General features: G+C 42.1%; 13 protein-coding genes. 1 reads left to right on the forward strand and 12 read right to left on the reverse strand.

Annotation, left to right across the window (positions count from 1 at the left end):
• The first annotated feature begins 105 nt into the window (after window positions 1-105).
• On the forward strand, window positions 106-2,031 hold the full coding sequence (gene abc-f, locus DW125_RS04255; protein WP_117537215.1) for a ribosomal protection-like ABC-F family protein: 1,926 nt from the start codon (window positions 106-108) through the stop codon (window positions 2,029-2,031).
• Window positions 2,032-2,188: 157 nt separating this feature from the next.
• Here the strand turns inward: abc-f and ppk1 are convergent, their stop codons facing one another.
• The 12 genes from ppk1 to DW125_RS04315 all read right to left on the reverse strand — a co-directional run bounded on the left by ppk1 (window position 2,189) and on the right by DW125_RS04315 (window position 16,608).
• Window positions 2,189-4,273 carry a polyphosphate kinase 1 gene (ppk1, locus tag DW125_RS04260; protein WP_021861100.1) on the reverse strand — a complete coding sequence of 695 codons (2,085 nt, stop codon included), beginning with the start codon at window positions 4,271-4,273 and terminating at the stop codon, window positions 2,189-2,191.
• An 88-nt stretch (window positions 4,274-4,361) separates the two neighbouring features.
• Window positions 4,362-5,567: an NADP-dependent isocitrate dehydrogenase gene (locus DW125_RS04265; protein WP_117537217.1), complete on the reverse strand. Its 1,206-nt coding sequence runs from the start codon at window positions 5,565-5,567 to the stop codon at window positions 4,362-4,364.
• 44 nt (window positions 5,568-5,611) lie between these two features.
• Window positions 5,612-6,265 carry a GntR family transcriptional regulator gene (locus tag DW125_RS04270; protein WP_117537218.1) on the reverse strand — a complete coding sequence of 218 codons (654 nt, stop codon included), beginning with the start codon at window positions 6,263-6,265 and terminating at the stop codon, window positions 5,612-5,614.
• Window positions 6,266-6,293: 28 nt separating this feature from the next.
• The gene (locus tag DW125_RS04275; protein ID WP_117537219.1) at window positions 6,294-7,685 is read right to left on the reverse strand and encodes a 2-isopropylmalate synthase; all 1,392 of its coding nucleotides are present in this window, start codon (window positions 7,683-7,685) and stop codon (window positions 6,294-6,296) included.
• A 263-nt stretch (window positions 7,686-7,948) separates the two neighbouring features.
• Window positions 7,949-9,169 carry a threonine ammonia-lyase gene (gene ilvA / locus DW125_RS04280; protein ID WP_021861104.1) on the reverse strand — a complete coding sequence of 407 codons (1,221 nt, stop codon included), beginning with the start codon at window positions 9,167-9,169 and terminating at the stop codon, window positions 7,949-7,951.
• Between the two features lie 13 nt (window positions 9,170-9,182).
• Window positions 9,183-10,124 carry a signal recognition particle-docking protein FtsY gene (ftsY, locus tag DW125_RS04285; protein WP_117537220.1) on the reverse strand — a complete coding sequence of 314 codons (942 nt, stop codon included), beginning with the start codon at window positions 10,122-10,124 and terminating at the stop codon, window positions 9,183-9,185.
• 23 nt (window positions 10,125-10,147) lie between these two features.
• Window positions 10,148-13,705: a chromosome segregation protein SMC gene (gene smc, locus DW125_RS04290; RefSeq protein WP_117537221.1), complete on the reverse strand. Its 3,558-nt coding sequence runs from the start codon at window positions 13,703-13,705 to the stop codon at window positions 10,148-10,150.
• A gap of 7 nt (window positions 13,706-13,712) precedes the next feature.
• Entirely contained in the window at window positions 13,713-14,408 is a 696-nt protein-coding gene (gene rnc, locus DW125_RS04295; protein WP_117537222.1) for a ribonuclease III, read from the reverse strand.
• 58 nt (window positions 14,409-14,466) lie between these two features.
• On the reverse strand, window positions 14,467-14,700 hold the full coding sequence (acpP, locus tag DW125_RS04300; RefSeq protein ID WP_021861108.1) for an acyl carrier protein: 234 nt from the start codon (window positions 14,698-14,700) through the stop codon (window positions 14,467-14,469).
• 41 nt (window positions 14,701-14,741) lie between these two features.
• A complete protein-coding gene (gene plsX / locus DW125_RS04305; RefSeq protein WP_021861109.1) occupies window positions 14,742-15,749 on the reverse strand; it encodes a phosphate acyltransferase PlsX in 1,008 nt (335 codons plus the stop codon).
• 142 nt (window positions 15,750-15,891) lie between these two features.
• Complete coding sequence (gene rpmF, locus DW125_RS04310; RefSeq protein ID WP_005332600.1) at window positions 15,892-16,071, reverse strand: 50S ribosomal protein L32; 180 nt, start codon at window positions 16,069-16,071, stop codon at window positions 15,892-15,894.
• A 3-nt stretch (window positions 16,072-16,074) separates the two neighbouring features.
• Window positions 16,075-16,608: a YceD family protein gene (locus DW125_RS04315; protein WP_021861110.1), complete on the reverse strand. Its 534-nt coding sequence runs from the start codon at window positions 16,606-16,608 to the stop codon at window positions 16,075-16,077.
• Window positions 16,609-16,949: the final 341 nt, after the last annotated feature.

A 16,949-nucleotide genomic window follows, 5' to 3' on the forward strand; every position in this document is an offset into this window, starting at 1 on the left:
TGTTATTATATAAAATTGTATGAATAAAGTCAATTTTTTAGTAGTTTTTTTATTACGTTTTCGCTATAATAAGAACGTATGTGAACAGATAAGGAGGAATTTTTTATGATACTCGCCTGTCATGGAATTAACAAAGCATTTGGTGAAGAAATCATTGTGAAAGATGGTTCTTTTCATATAGAAGATCATGAGAAAGCTGCCCTTGTAGGCCCGAACGGAGCCGGCAAATCTACTATTTTCAAGATAATTGCCGGAGAACTGCCGTCAGATGGTGGTTCCGTCATCCTGACCAAAGGAAAGACTATGGGATATCTCGCCCAGCATCAGGACATGAATACAGATCGTTCGATCTACGAAGAAGTGCGCACGGCAAAAGCAGATATCATTGCCATGGAACAGAAGATCCGTCAGTTGGAACTGGAGATGAAGGACTTAAGTGGAGACTCTCTGGAAAACCACATGGACTCCTACAACCGGCTGACCGCAGCATTTGAACGCGAAAATGGATATGCTTATGAAAGCGAACTGACTGGCGTCTTAAAGGGACTAGGTTTTCAGGAAGAAGAATTTACCAAGCCGGTGAATACGCTCTCCGGAGGACAGAAAACCCGTGTTTCTCTCGGCAAACTTCTGCTTACTAAACCGGATATCCTGCTTCTGGACGAGCCGACCAACCACCTGGATTTGAATTCAATCACGTGGCTGGAAACTTACATATTAAATTATCCGGGTGCAGTACTGATCGTCTCACACGACCGTTATTTTCTGAACCGGATTGTTACGAAAGTCATCGAAATAGAAAACGGTGAACTGATGACTTATTCTGGTAATTATACTGATTACTCTCAGAAAAAACAGCAGATCCGCGAAGCGCGTATCAAAGAATATCTCAACCAACAGCAAGAGATCAAGCATCAGGAAGCTGTTATTGAAAAGCTCCGCTCTTTCAACCGCGAGAAATCAATCAAACGGGCGGAAAGCCGTGAGAAAATGCTTGAGAAGATCAAGCCGGTAGAAAAACCGATAGAAACAAACAAAGACTTTCAGTTAAAGCTTGAACCTGCAACCATCAGCGGTAATGATGTACTGACGGTAGAACATTTAAGTAAAGCCTTTCCACCACAGACGTTATTTTCAGATATCAGTTTTGAGATCAAGCGTGGCGAACACGTTGCGATCATCGGCGATAATGGAACCGGCAAGACGACTCTGCTTAAGATTTTAAATCAGGTTCTCCCTGCAGACAACGGAACTTTCACCCTTGGTACGAATGTCCAGATTGGCTACTACGATCAGGAACACCATGTGCTCCATATGGAAAAGACAATCTTTGAAGAGATTTCGGATGATTACCCGACTCTTACAAATACGCAGATCCGGAACATGCTTGCAGCATTCTTATTTACCGGAGACGATGTCTTTAAACGGATTTCCGATTTAAGCGGTGGTGAAAGAGGACGTGTTTCTCTTGCAAAGCTTATGCTCTCTGAAGCAAACTTCCTGATCCTCGATGAGCCGACCAACCATTTAGACATTACCTCAAAAGAAATTCTGGAAAAAGCGCTGAATAATTATACCGGAACACTGCTCTATGTTTCGCATGACCGTTATTTCATCAATCAGACTGCCACAAGAATCCTGGATCTTACGCATCATACGTTTGTCAATTACATTGGAAATTACGATTATTACCTGGAGAAAAAGGAAGAACTCACAGCTGCATATACAGAAAATATCGATATGACTTCTGATTCTTCCACCGATTCCGGTGAAGTCTCCGCTTCCAAATTAAGCTGGCAGGAACAAAAAGAACTGCAGGCTAAGGAACGCAAACGCCAGAATGAATTAAAAAAGACGGAAGAACGCATCAGCGTACTCGAAGACCGCGACCGGGAAATTGATGAACTTATGGTACAAGAAGAGATTTTCACAAACTCTGTCAAATGCCAGGAACTCGCCAAAGAGAAAGTACAGATTGCGGAAGAGTTGGAAACTCTTTATAAAAACTGGGAAATTCTTGCTGAAGACTAAATTATCTTAGTCAAAACTACTGTTCTTATCGCATAAGATAAATAATACAAAAAGGCTTTGACTGCGAGAAGTTAAAGCCTTTTTTACTTAACGGTGCAATTCCAATTATATAATCATACCGAATCATCACTTCATCTTTATTCGATTGTCCATCTCATTATGATTCTGCCGTTTCCGTTTTCACCTGTGGCTGCTCTTTTTTTCCGGCTTTTTTATAAGCCTCCTCATAAAAATATTCCTGGGCAGAAAGTGGCTCTTTGTCATTCCTTATTCTTGTATAATTTCCATCCGGGTTCATTTTCCGCGCCTGGACATTGTCATTTAACATAATCCGGAAATCTTTAAGCAGACATTCCTTCAATCTTACATCCTCCACCGGCGCAGCTACCTCCACGCGGCGTACCGTATTTCTTGTCATAAAATCCGCCGATGCGATATAAACTTTACTGCGCTCTTCTGTTCCGAAAATATAAATACGGGAATGTTCCAGAAAACGTCCTACGATACTGATCACACGGATATTTTCTGTCTTTTCCGGAATTCCCGGCAGCAGACAACAGATTCCACGTATTACAAGATCAATTTTTACACCTGCTTTTGACGCTTCCGCCAGTTTATCAATGATTTTCTTATCTGTCAGCGAATTTAATTTCACACCGACATATGCCGGTTCTTCATGTCTGGCGTGTTCAATTTCCTCATCAATCATTTCCAGCACACGGTTCTGCAGGCATTTTGGTGCGACAAGAAGTTTCTCTGACTGTTCAACAACTTCACCTTTCAGAAGCGCCTGGAATACATTGGATGCTTCCAGACCAATTGCAGGATCTGATGTCATCAGGGATAAATCTGTATACAGTCTGGATGTTTTTTCATTATAATTTCCCGTTCCGATCTGTGTAAAATATTCCACATGATTATCATTTTTTCTTGTAATCAAACACAGCTTGGAATGCACTTTATATCCATCCAGCCCATAGATTACCTGACATCCGGCATCTTCCAGTCTTCTGGACCATTCAATATTATTTTCTTCATCAAATCTTGCACGCAGCTCTACAAGAACAATAACCTCTTTTCCATTCTCTGCCGCCTCTACCAGTGCTTCCACGACTTTGCTCTGCTTTGCAAGGCGGTACAGAGTCATTTTTATTGAAATAACATCCGGATCTTCTGCCGCCTCATTTAACATATGAAGAAATGGGCGGATAGACTCATATGGATAGGAAAGTAACTTATCTTCCCTGCGTATCTGCGCAAGAATACTCTCACCATCCTGAAACATCGGTGATTTCTGCGGCACCTTTTTCTCATAAAACAGTTCCGGATTTTTTCTCAGACGGTCCTGGATTTCAAATACAAATGAGAGATCCAGCGGTGCATCCGACAAAAACACATGCGTCTTGTCCATTTCCAGATATTTACACAATGTTGCAACAACATTTTTATTCATTTCTCTTGAAAATTCTATGCGAACCGGAGTCAGTTTTTTACGCTTTTTGATAAGATCTGCCATAAAATCACGATAATCCAGATCTTCATCATACAATGCATCCGCATCGATATCCGCATTTCTTGTAATACGGATCACAGATTTTGCCTTGATACGGTATCCTTTAAATACTTCCGGCACATAATGCAGGATAAATTCTTCTGACAACATAAAAGTGCCCGGATGATCCGGCAGTTCGATCAGACGTTTAAACACATTGTTTGAGCACGGAATGATACCGAGACGCTCTTTTTTACTCTTCGTTTCCAGTACTGCAACAATATATATATCTTTGTTCCTAAGAAATGGGAACGGCTGTCTCTTGCTGATGATCGTAGGCGAAATGAGAGGTGCAATCTCTGTCTTAAAATATCGTTCCAGTCTCTGACTGACTCCCTCGTCGATATGCCGGAAATCTACAAAACGTACGCCATACGCTTCCAGTTCCTGCAAAAGATTTTCGAAAGCTTTCCCGTGTCTTTTGCCAAGCCGCTTTACTTCTTCCAGAATTGCCTCGATCTGTTCTTTGGCTGTCTTCTTTGTTTTGTTGTCACGGATTTCTTTGTGCAGTAACATCTGATCCTGCAGCGATCCGACTCTGACCATAAAAAATTCATCCAGATTTGTCTGAAAAATAGAGGCAAAGGTAAGACGTTCACATAATGGAACGTCTTTACTCTCTGCCTCTTCTAATACACGTTCATTAAACTTTAACCACGATAATTCCCGATTACAATATATATTCTTCATAACAGTACTCCTTTTACTTTTTTGCCTTTTACAAAATACCATAGTTCTGTTTGAAGTATATCTATTTTCCGTAAAATCTATGTAAAGTTTAGTCCTCTTTTAATTTTTCTGCAATTGCTTTAATAAAGTCTTCGCTGTTCAGCACAGTCGGATTCTCAAGTGTTGTAATAAGTGCCAGGTCTTTTGTCATTTTGCCGCTTTCAATTGTATCAATCGTTGCTTTTTCCAGCTTGTCTGCAAATGCCATCAGCTCTTTGTTTCCATCCATCTCACCACGTTTACGTAGTGCTCCTGTCCATGCAAAAATTGTTGCCACAGAGTTTGTGGATGTCTCTTCACCTTTCAGATGTTTGTAATAGTGGCGCTGTACGGTTCCGTGTGCTGCCTCGTACTCATAATATCCTTCCGGAGACACAAGCACAGATGTCATCATTGCAAGTGAACCAAATGCAGATGATACCATGTCACTCATAACATCTCCGTCATAATTCTTGCATGCCCAGATATAACCACCCTCGGATTTCATAACACGGGCAACCGCATCGTCGATCAGTGTGTAGAAATAAGTGATTCCTGCTTCTTCAAATTTGTCTTTATAATCTGCATCGTAGATATCCTGGAAAATATCTTTGAATGTATGGTCATATTTTTTGGAAATTGTATCTTTCGTAGCAAACCAGAGATCCTGTTTTGTATCCAGTGCATAATTGAAACAGCTTCTTGCAAAGCTCTCAATCGAATGATTGATATTATGCATTCCTTGTACAACTCCGGCACTGTCAAAATTATGTACGAGTTCTCTTGTCTCACTGCCATCTTCTGCAGTATAAACAAGCTCTACCTTTCCTGCTCCCGGAATCTTCATCTCAGAACCTTTATACACATCTCCATATGCATGTCTTGCGATGGTGATCGGCTTCTTCCAGTTTTTTACACAAGGTTCAATGCCCTTTACAACGATCGGTGCACGGAATACCGTTCCATCTAAGATAGCACGGATTGTTCCATTCGGGCTCTTCCACATTTCTTTTAAGTTATATTCTTTTACGCGGGCGGCATTCGGTGTAATTGTTGCACATTTTACAGCGACTTTGTATTTTTTCGTCGCATTTGCCGAATCAATCGTCACCTGATCATCTGTCTCGTTTCTGTGTTCCAGTCCGAGATCATAATATTCAGTATTTAACTCTATGAAAGGTTCCAAAAGATTTTCCTTAATCATCTTCCAAAGGATTCTTGTCATCTCGTCTCCGTCCATTTCCACAATTGGTACTGTCATTTTAATCTTAGCCATGTTCTTCTCCCTTTCTACGTTATTTTCTATATTCTATCTGATTATTATTCTTCCAGATGCAGGTTCTGCATTACATTTTTGATATGCTGATTCGCAAGTTCTTCTGCCTTGTCTGCGTCTTTCTGTTTGATTGCTTCCAGAATCGCCCGATGTTCCTGAATGGATTTTTCGGCCCGGTGTTCTTCGCCAACAGAAGTCTTTCTTGCCAGCTTCACATACTTATGAAAATCTGTCAGGACATGTTCTAATATACGGCTGTCCGATGCTTCGTAAAGAACTCTGTGAAATCTTCCGTCAAGTTCGGATACTTGTTCTGCGATAGAACTCTGCTCCTTTTTCAGACGAAATTCTGACAGAAGAAGCATCTCTTCCAGCTCTTCAATCTGTTCATCCGTAATATGCTCAGTTGCCCATCTGGCGCACAGACCTTCTAACATCGAGCGGATCTTAAAGATGTCTGCTACATCTTTTCTTGTAATTCCGGTCACATAAGCGCCTTTATTCGGTACGATCCGTACCAGTCCTTCCAGTTCAAGCTGACGGAGAGCTTCCCTTACCGGTGTACGGCTGACTCCCAGTTCATCCCCGATGGAAATCTCCCTAAGCTCATCATTTTCTTTGTATTTACCATTTAATATATCTTCACGCAGTCTCTGAAAAACTCTTCCTCTCAGAGACTGATCCTGATATTCCATCATTTTTATACCTCTCTCAATTTGTTCGTTGTTATCTGAGACGGATGCCAAGCTCTTTGCACGCCTCATCAATAACACCTAACAGTTCTTCATCTGTCAGGACGGTGACACGACCGCTTTCATATTCCTTATCTACCCACTCTTTTACTTTGTCAACAAGCTTGCTGTTCTTGTCAACCTGCTTCTCTTCTTTCAGTCCGAAGTAAGTATTGATCCAGTGTGCGATTCCCGCAAGACCGGATGTATTTGAAATTGCAACAAGCGGCGGGCGATTCAGGAATTTATCTGTATCGAAAATATTATAAATCTCTTCATTTTTCAGCAGACCATCCGCATGGATTCCTGCACGGGTAACATTGAAATTCTTTCCGACAAACGGTGTCCTCGACGGGACTCTGTAGCCGATCTCTTTCTCGTAATACTCTGCAATCTCTGTGATCACTCTTGTGTCCATGCCATCCAGTGTTCCTCGAAGCTGTGCATATTCAAATACCATAGCTTCCAACGGTGTATTACCGGTACGTTCACCGATTCCAAACAGCGAACAGTTTACACTGCTTGCACCGTACAGCCATGCGGTTGTAGAATTGCTGACTGCTTTGTAGAAATCGTTATGTCCATGGAACTCGATCAGTTCGCTCGGAACTCCGGCATGTACACGAAGGCCATAGATAATACCCGGAATGGATCTTGGGATCACGGCACCCGGATAGTTGATACCATATCCCATCGTATCACAGACTCGGATCTTCACCGGAATCTTATATTCTTCCATCAGATGCATAAGTTCCAGACAGAACGGAATCACGAATCCGTAAATATCAGATCGTGTAATATCTTCCAGATGACATCTAGGTGAAATTCCTGTCTCCAGACATTCACGAACGACAGAAAGATAATGGTTCATTGCCTCTCTTCTTGTCATTTTCAGTTTATAAAAAATATGATAATCAGAACAGCTTACAAGAATACCGGTCTCTTTCATACCGATCTCTTTCACAAGTTCAAAGTCTTTCTTGCTTGCACGGATCCAACTTGTGATCTCCGGAAACTTATATCCTCGCTCCATACATTTATAAACGGCATCTCTGTCTTTTTTACTGTAGAGGAAAAATTCACACTGTCTGATCTTTCCATTCGGTCCGCCCAATCTGTGAAAATAATCATAAAGCGTTACGATCTGATCTGTCGTGTACGGAGTTCTGGACTGCTGTCCATCGCGGAAGGTTGTATCTGTGATCCAGATTTCATCCGGCATACTGTGCGGTACAATACGGTCATTGAATGCAATCTTCGGGATCTCATCATAGTGGAACAGATTCCGGAATACATTCGGTTTATCGACATCTACGAGCGGATACATATGCTCTTCCAGCTGCAACAGATTGCTGTGTTTATCAAGGTATACTTTTCTATCTTCCATTGCTGTCATCTCTCTTTCCGTAACAAATACTATTCTTTTTCAATCTTTATGTATGATTGTATACAATCATACATTGTATGTCAAGAAAAACTTACAATTTTTATGAGGAAAATAGAAAAGCAATATGAATATCTTAGGTTCTCTCCTATTATACCCATACTGCTTTTATGTCTGTAGCATCTCTGTATTCAATTATTACTTCCACCAGATGACCTGGCAGAAAGTCATGTTTTGCTATATCATACTTTCAGCATTTCTTTTCATTAGTACAGTTTTGCACTGATCTCTCTCGGGCGAAGTCCTTCATCTTCCAGTGCCTGGAGAATCTCATTCTTATGCTCTGTTCCAAATGCTTCCATTGTGATACGAAGCTCCACAGCCGCATTACGGTTCGTGCTTACAAACTGGTTGTGTTCCAGTTTGATAACGTTACCTTTGGCATCCGCAATCGTCTTCGCAACACGCACTAGCTCACCGGCTTTATCCGGAAGGAGTACAGATACAGAGAAGATACGGTCTCTCTGGATCAGACCATGCTGTACGATAGATGACATCGTAATAACGTCCATATTACCACCGCTTAAGATTGCAACTGCTTTCTTACCTTTTAAGTTCATCTGTTTCAGCGCTGCAACTGTCAGAAGTCCGGAATTTTCGACAACCATCTTATGGTTCTCTACCATATCAAGGAAAGCGCCGATCAACTCATCGTCCTCTACGAGCAGAATCTCATCGATATTCTCTTTCGCATATGGGAAAATATTTTCTCCGACACGTTTTACAGCTGTACCATCAGCAATCGTATCTGCGCTGTCCAGTGTAACCGGCTCACCCGCATTAAATGCTGCAGTCATACTTGCTGCTGCTTTCGGCTCTACACCGATGACTTTGATCTTTGGGTTCAGCATCTTCGCAAGTGTTGATACACCTGTAATCAGTCCGCCACCACCGATCGGAGCAAGAATATAATCAACTGTAGGAAGTTCCTGTACAATCTCCATTGCGATACTTCCCTGTCCGGTTGCAACTTCCAGATCATCAAACGGATGTACAAATGTGTATCCTTTCTCTTCGGCAAGCTTCAGCGCATACGCACATGCATCGTCATAAACATCACCATGAAGGATAACTTCCGCTCCATAGCTCTTTGTACGGTTGACTTTGATAAGTGGTGTAACTGTCGGCATAACGATTGTTGCTTTACAGCCAAACTGCTGTGCTGCATAGGCAACACCCTGTGCATGGTTTCCGGCAGAAGCAGTGATGAGTCCACGTTCTCTCTCTTCTTCTGACATTCTGCTGATCTTATAATAAGATCCACGTACTTTGTAAGCGCCTGTATACTGCATATTTTCCGGTTTCAGATAAATCTTACCACCTGTCTCTTTGCTTAAATACTCGCTGTAAACCAGCTTGGTAGGCAGTGTGACTTTTTTCACGATCTCACTCGCCTGTTCAAAACTTTCCAGTGTTAAACTTTCCATCTTTGTTGCCCTCCTAATTCTCGTCTTCCTTCGCAAATAACGCATTTACAAATGCATCCGCATCAAATTTCTGCAAATCATCTATTGTTTCTCCGACACCGATGTACTTCACCGGTATACCAAGTTCTGCCTGGATTGCAACTGCAATACCACCCTTGGCTGTTCCATCCATCTTCGTCAGTACGATTCCGGTAATATCCGCAACATCATTAAAATCCTTTGCCTGCTGCAATGCATTCTGTCCCGTTGTCGCATCCAGCACGACCAGCGTCTCTCTGTATGCTTCCGGAAATTCCCGGTCAATGATACGATTCATCTTTCTGAGCTCTTCCATCAGGTTCTTCTTGTTGTGCAGTCTTCCTGCCGTGTCGCATAAAAGTACGTCTGCATGTCTTGCCTTTGCGGCTGCAACTGCATCAAATACAACGGATGCCGGATCGGAACCTTCCTGACCGCCGATCAGCTCTGCCTGCGATCTGTTTGCCCATTCTTTTAACTGTTCACCGGCAGCAGCACGAAATGTGTCCGCAGCAGCCAGTACGACTTTCTTATTCTGGGCACGCAGTTTTCCTGCGAGCTTGCCGATTGTCGTTGTCTTTCCGACACCATTGACACCGATCATCATTACAACAGAAGTCTTGTCTTCAAATTCATAAGCAGTCTCACCAACATCCATCTGTTCTTTGATACTCTCAATAAGAATTTCTCTGCAGTCTGCCGGTTCCTTGATGTGACGCTCTTTTACCTTTTCCTTCAGGTCATCCAGAATATCGTAGGTTGCCTGAACGCCAAGATCTCCCATGATCATAACTTCTTCCAGTTCTTCATAAAAATCATCATCAATATGTATAAATCCGTGAAAAATGCTGTCCATTCCGGATACAATATTATCTCTTGTTTTCGTAAGCCCTGAAACGAGCCGGCTGAAAAAGCCGCCCTTTTTCTCCTCTGCCATAACAGCCTCCTCTTATCATACTATTATTTTAATTCATTTTCCAGTAAATCTACCGAAACAAGGGTTGAAACACCTTTTTCCTGCATTGTGATTCCATATAATCTATCCGCAGCGATCATCGTTCCTCTACGATGTGTAATTACAATAAACTGTGTATTCTCTGTCAGCTTGTGTAAATATTTTGCAAAACGGTCTACATTATTATCGTCCAGCGCCGCCTCGATCTCATCTAAGAGACAGAACGGTGAAGGCTTGAGATTCTGTATTGCAAACAACAGGGAAATCGCCGTCAATGCTTTCTCCCCTCCGGATAACTGCATCATATTTTGCAGTTTCTTTCCCGGTGGCTGTGCGATAATGCGGATTCCTGCTTCCAGAATATCTTCATCTTCCATAAGCTCAAGCGTTCCTTTACCACCACCGAACAGTTCTTTGAATACGGTGTCAAATTCCTTGCAGATCCGTTCAAACTGCTCCCTGAACTGCTTACGCATCGCTGTATCCAGCTCCGCAATGATCTGTTCCAATGTCGCTTCCGCTTCCACAAGGTCATCGTGCTGGTTCTTTAAGAACGTATAGCGCTCGGAAACATTCTTGTAATCCTCGATTGCGTTTACGTTTACGGAACCTAACTGCCGGATTTCGCCTTTTAACTCCTGGATACGCTTTTTCATTCTGGAGAGATCTGTAAGGTTCGCATCCCTTAATTCCTGTGCATGACCATATGTGATCTCATATTCATCCCACATATAATTAATCTGTTTTTCTGTGGATTCCTCGTAGCCTTCTTTCTGGCTTTCCAGACGGAATACTTCCTTATCCAGATTAGACATATGTCTCGAAAGTTCTTCCCGTTTCTCTAAGAAACTTTTGTGTCTCTGGTTCAGTTCTTCACGCTCTTTCCTTGATTTCTCAATCTCCTGCCGGATCTCTGTAAATAAATCTCCAGAATTTGCAATCGTCTCTTTCAGCTCACGGATCTGTAATTCCTTATCTTCGATTTCTTTGGAATTACCGCCCTGGCTTGCTGTAAGTTCTTCCATTTCCTGTGTGAATTTATCAATTTCTTCCTGGATACGTGTAACATTTTCTGTAATAAATGTTATCTTCTGCTCCTGACTTGCATTAGCAAGATGCAGAGTCTCCACCTCTTTCTGACATAAAGTTTCTTCCTCTCGGATCTGATCTAATACAGTCTGATCCGCTTCAATTCTGGCATTTAACTCCTGCTCCATCTTCTCTGATGTATCTAGCTCTACCTGTATAGATTCCTGATTATCAGAAATATTTGACATCTCATGTTCCAGCTCTTCTGATTCTCTGTTAATATCTGAAATCATGTTCTCTGACGTATGGATCTTCGCCTCCGCCTGATCAAGGTTCATCTTCGCTGTATTCTGAACGACATATGCCTTCTGCAATTCTTCTTTTAACAGCTCTATCTTCTCATAATATCCGGTACGCTTCGTTCTCTTTTCATTCAGAGACTGCTCCAGATCATTCATCTGTGCTTTTAACTTCTGTACCGCTTTTTCCAATTCTTCGATCTCTCTCCTGCGGCTTAACAGATTACTCGTATTCTTAAATGCACCACCAGTCATAGAACCACCTGGATTGATCAGTTCTCCTTCTAACGTAACAATGCGGATTGACTGTTTGTATTTTCCCGCAATCTGGATTCCATGATCAATGTGGTCAACAACAAGCGTACGTCCCAGAAGATTCGATGCAAGACCGTTGTATTTCGGATCGACTGTAACAAGTGCATTCGCAGGTCCGATCACTCCCGGCTCTTTCAGCGCTTCCGGTCTGCCGATTCCATTTCCCGGACGAATACTTGTAAGCGGAAGAAATGTTGCACGTCCAAACTTATTCTTCTTAAGAAACTGAATCATCCGCTTAGCAGTATCTTCATCACGGGTAACAATATTCTGGATACTTCCGCCAAGTGCAGTCTCAATCGCAATCTCATACTGCTTTTCTACTTTGATGAGATCTGCAACAACACCGAGAAGTCCCGGTTCCTGATTCTTGTTGTCCATGACACGCCGAATGCTGTTTCCATATCCATCATAACGCTCTGTAATATTTTTCAGAGACTCCAGTCTGGACTGCTCCCGGTGATAAGAAGTCTGGCTGATACGGAACTGTTCCGACAGCCGGTTCATCTCTGCCTGAATACTTTTAATCTGTTCTTCATATGTATTCTGCTTCTCATTAAGTTCAATGATCTGTGCGGAAATATCTTCTAATTCCGCAGCATATTTTTCTTTCTCTTTCTGCTGTTTGTTTCCGGATGTCTGTTCCTCTAAAATCCGTTTTGTAAGCTCGGAACGACGCACCTGGATCTGCTCCCGCATCGTGTCATATTTCTGGATCTTTGCTTTCGTAGATGCACGGTTATTCAGCACATCCATTATATTGCTGTTACCGCGGTCAATCGCATCTGTCAGTTCTGCAATCTTACTCTGTACTTCAACAAGTGTCAGTTTCGCCTTATCTTCCTTGTCCCGGCTTTCCTTATGTTCCGCAAGAATTACCGTCTGTTCTTTCTTAAGTTCAGTAAGCTGGCTTTCACGTTCACTCAGTTCCATCTCAATGCTCTGTGCACGCTGGGCATAATGCTCATCGTTCATACGTGCACTGTGGATCTGTTCTTTTAAAAGTGCAATCTGGTTCTCCAGCTGCTGCTTAAGCATGGAAGTCTCATTCAACTGATTCTTGGAGTGTTCAATGGATTCATCAATCGTCTCCATCTGCTCTTCTACAGCTTCATATTCCTGCTTCATTCCATCATAATCTGCAGAAGCTTGCTCCAGCTCTTCTTTAGTAAGCTTAAGCTTGTCTTCCACCTGACTGGAAAGATTCTTAAGTCTCTCTGTCTCCAGAAGAAACATATTAATATCGTATGTCTTGAGCGCTTCTTTCTTCTTCAAATATTCTCTTGCCTTTTCCGATTGTCGTTCCAGTGGACCGATCTGTTTCTCCAACTCAGCAAGAATATCATTGACTCGCAGAAGGTTCTGACGCTCTTCTTCCAACTTCTTAACAGAAGTATTCTTCCGTCTCTTAAACTTAACGATACCTGCCGCTTCATCAAAAAGCTCTCTTCGTTCCTCCGGCTTTCCGCTTAAGATCTTATCAATCTGGCCCTGTCCGATGATCGAATACCCTTCTTTACCTATTCCGGTATCATAAAAGAGTTCATTGACATCTTTCAGCCTGCATGTACTGCCGTTGATCAGATATTCACTTTCGCCGGAACGGTATAACTTTCTTGTTACCGTCACTTCCTCATAATCAATCGGAAGCTGATGATCAGAATTATCCAACGTAATCGCAACCGATGCATAACTTAAAGGCTTACGGTTCTCTGTCCCGGAGAAAATAACATCCTGCATCGTGCCTCCACGCAGTTGCTTGATTCGTTGTTCACCAAGTACCCACCGGACGGCATCTGCAACATTACTCTTACCGCTTCCGTTCGGTCCGACAATTCCGGTAATTCCGTTATGAAAGTCAAACTTTAATTTGTGCGCAAAGGATTTAAATCCATGCACTTCAATACTTTTTAAATACATACCTCACCTACTCAAAGTTCTTTTTCCGAAGTGCCAGTATACTCTGGTAAGCAGCCTCCTGCTCCGCTGCTTTCTTTGTGCGCCCGGAGCCGACTCCATATCTGTCGTCACCGATCCGGACAGCCACTTCAAACACTTTATTATGATCCGGTCCTTTTTCTCCAAGCAGCTCATAGGACACAGGTTCCTTAAAGTTTGACTGTACAATCTCCTGCAGGATAGTCTTGCTATCATAAAAGAGCTTCTTATTTTCCAGATCTTTTAAAATAAATCTCTCAATAAACTCTTTTGCATTAGCAAAACCACCGTCCAAATAAATTGCACCGATCAGTGCCTCCATCGCATCTGATGTGACAGATTCTCTCTTTCTTCCGCCGGTTGCATCCTCACCTTTTCCGAGCAGCAGATATTTACCCAGCTCAATATCTCTTGCACAGAAAGCAAGCGCAGGTTCGCACACCATACTTGCGCGCGTCTTTGTAAGCTGCCCTTCCGGCATCGTCTTGTGCAGGGAAAATAAAAATTCACTGGAAATAAGCTCCAGCACCGCATCTCCTAAAAATTCCAGACGTTCATTGCACTCGTATTTTGGAAGATGCTTCTCATTTGCATAAGAACTGTGTACCATCGCTTTTTTCAGAAGTTTATCATCCTGAAAATGATAACCGATCCGATCCTGTAACTCTTTTAACATATTATCCATAAATTATCTACCTCATAAAACGAAAAAGCCCGCTTGGGCTTTCTCGTCTTGTTCATGCCTAGTCATTTGTTGCGTTTTTTATCTGTTCTACAGCATCTCCGACTGTAACAATCTTCTCCGCATCTTCATTATCGATCTCGATATCAAAAGTTTCTTCGATTCCCATAATAATCTGGAAAATATCCAGTGAATCTGCTCCGAGATCATCTACAAATGTAGAATCCATGTGAATATCATTCTCATCAAGATTTAATACATCTGCGATAATTGCTTTCAATTTTTCAAATTCCATATCTGTTCATCCTTTCTGCTCTTCTATCTATCCAACGGAAATTACTCCGGCTGAATACTTTCTTTGATCTTCTCATTAATCTTCTGTTCTTTAAATGTAACACACTGTATAATCGTATTGCAGATTTCCTTCGCAGTAGAGCTGCCGTGTGTCTTGACAACGAGACCGTTGAGTCCCAGAAGTGGCGCTCCTCCGTACTCGGACGAGTCAAAACTCTTCAACGCCTTCTTCAGTGCCGGTTTTACAAGAAGCGCACCGATCTTGCTTCTTAAGCTTCCCATCATGCCTTTCTTGATCTCGGAAATAAGCACACTTCCGACACCTTCGAATAATTTAAGAATAATATTACCGGCAAATGCTTCACAGACAATGACATCAGCCTGTCCATGCGGAATCTCTCTTGCCTCCACACTTCCAATAAAATTGATATTCTTCTCTCCTTTTAATAATGGGAAAGTTTCTTTTACAAGCGCATTGCCTTTCTCTTCTTCTGCTCCGATATTCACGATGCCGACTTTCGGATTCTTAATGCCGACAACATGCTCCATATAAATGGAACCCATCTTCGCAAACTGTACAAGATGAGACGGTCTTGCATCTACATTGGCTCCACAGTCAACCAGAAGGCTGACGCCTTTCTCCGTCGGGATCAGCGGTGCAAGAGGAGGCCTCTCCACGCCTTTGATCCTGCCAACGATTACCTGACCTCCAACTAGTACAGCCCCGGAACTTCCGGCAGAAACAAAGGCATCTGCCTGTCCTTCCTTCACGAGCTTCATACCGACCACAATAGAAGAATCCTTCTTACGACGGATCGCATTCACCGGCGGTTCTGCTGTCTCGATCACTTCCGTTGCATTTACAACCTCGATACGTGCTTTATCATACGTATACTGTGCAAGTTCTGCACGGATCACATCTTCTTTACCTACAAGGAGTACCTGCACGGCATCTGTTTTCTCAAGTGCCTGCACAGCTCCCTTGATCATTTCTTTTGGGGCATTGTCCCCGCCCATAGCATCCAGGGCTACTATTGTTCTATCTGTCATCTTAATTCCTCCCAGAACTACTAGAATAATTCTACTAGACATCATTGTAAAAATCAATCATTTTATAATGATATAAAAAGATTGTGTCAAAAAAAATCAAGAGCGACAAACGCCGCTCTTGATTTTAACTTCATTCTCAAAATTAGTCCTGAGCAATGATTTCTTTTTTGTTGTACGAACCACAAGCTTTGCATACTCTGTGAGGCATCATTAATTCGCCGCATTTGCTGCATTTTACCAGGTTTGGTGCGCTCATTTTCCAGTTCGCTCTTCTTTTGTCTCTTCTTGCTTTTGAAGATTTATTCTTTGGACAAATTGACATAGGTTACACCTCCTTAAAATTCTTAAAAACATCGCGGATAACTGACATTCTCGGATCGAGGCCTGTATCTTCACAGCTGCAGGTACCCTCATTTAGGTTTTGACCACATACGCTGCAAATTCCTTTACAGTCTTCGCTACACAGAACTTTCATCGGCCATCCTACCAATATCTCATTATAGAGTAATTTTTCTACGTCAAGATGATATCCGTCAATATAATTATTTTCGTCTAATTGATCCGCTTCATCCGAAGCGACTTCTGCTTCTTTTGTCTCAACTTCTCTTGTAAAATCCAGTTTGAAATCAACCGGGACCTCTTCAAGACATCGATCACACGGAATTCCAATCGTCAGATTTGTCAGACCGGATACTCTCAGCTTCTGATCACCTGCATATTCAACCTGAATATGCAACTCATCTTTTGAAAGAACCGGATAAGTCTTTCCTCTGAGTCTGAATTCATCCATCGAAATCGAAACATTCTTATCCACAGATTTGTGCTGTTCAGACAAAACATTGGATAGGTCTAATAACATAATACTATCACCCCTATTCATACCTAAATTATTATATCATGGAAAATTGTTTTGTCAACTGGTATTTGAGATATTTTTCTTATGTTTGTCCACATTTTTTCAAAAGCTGCTCTAAAACACTTAATCTGTCAAGTCTACTGTTACAGATTTAAGGTTCTGGAAGTTTATCAGATAATCTGCTGTTCCTGTCTTCGCATCTGTTCCGGACATATTAAATCCTCCAAACGGATGCTGCAATACAACAGCTGCTGTAAATTTACGGTTGAACTTGCAACACCTTGGGCTGCCTTTTTAATATTTGCTGAAGAATCAACGATGATCGCATTCTTTCACCCATCTCA

Source organism: Dorea sp. AM10-31 (assembly GCF_003435815.1).
Taxonomy (GTDB): domain Bacteria; phylum Bacillota; class Clostridia; order Lachnospirales; family Lachnospiraceae; genus Dorea_D; species Dorea_D hominis.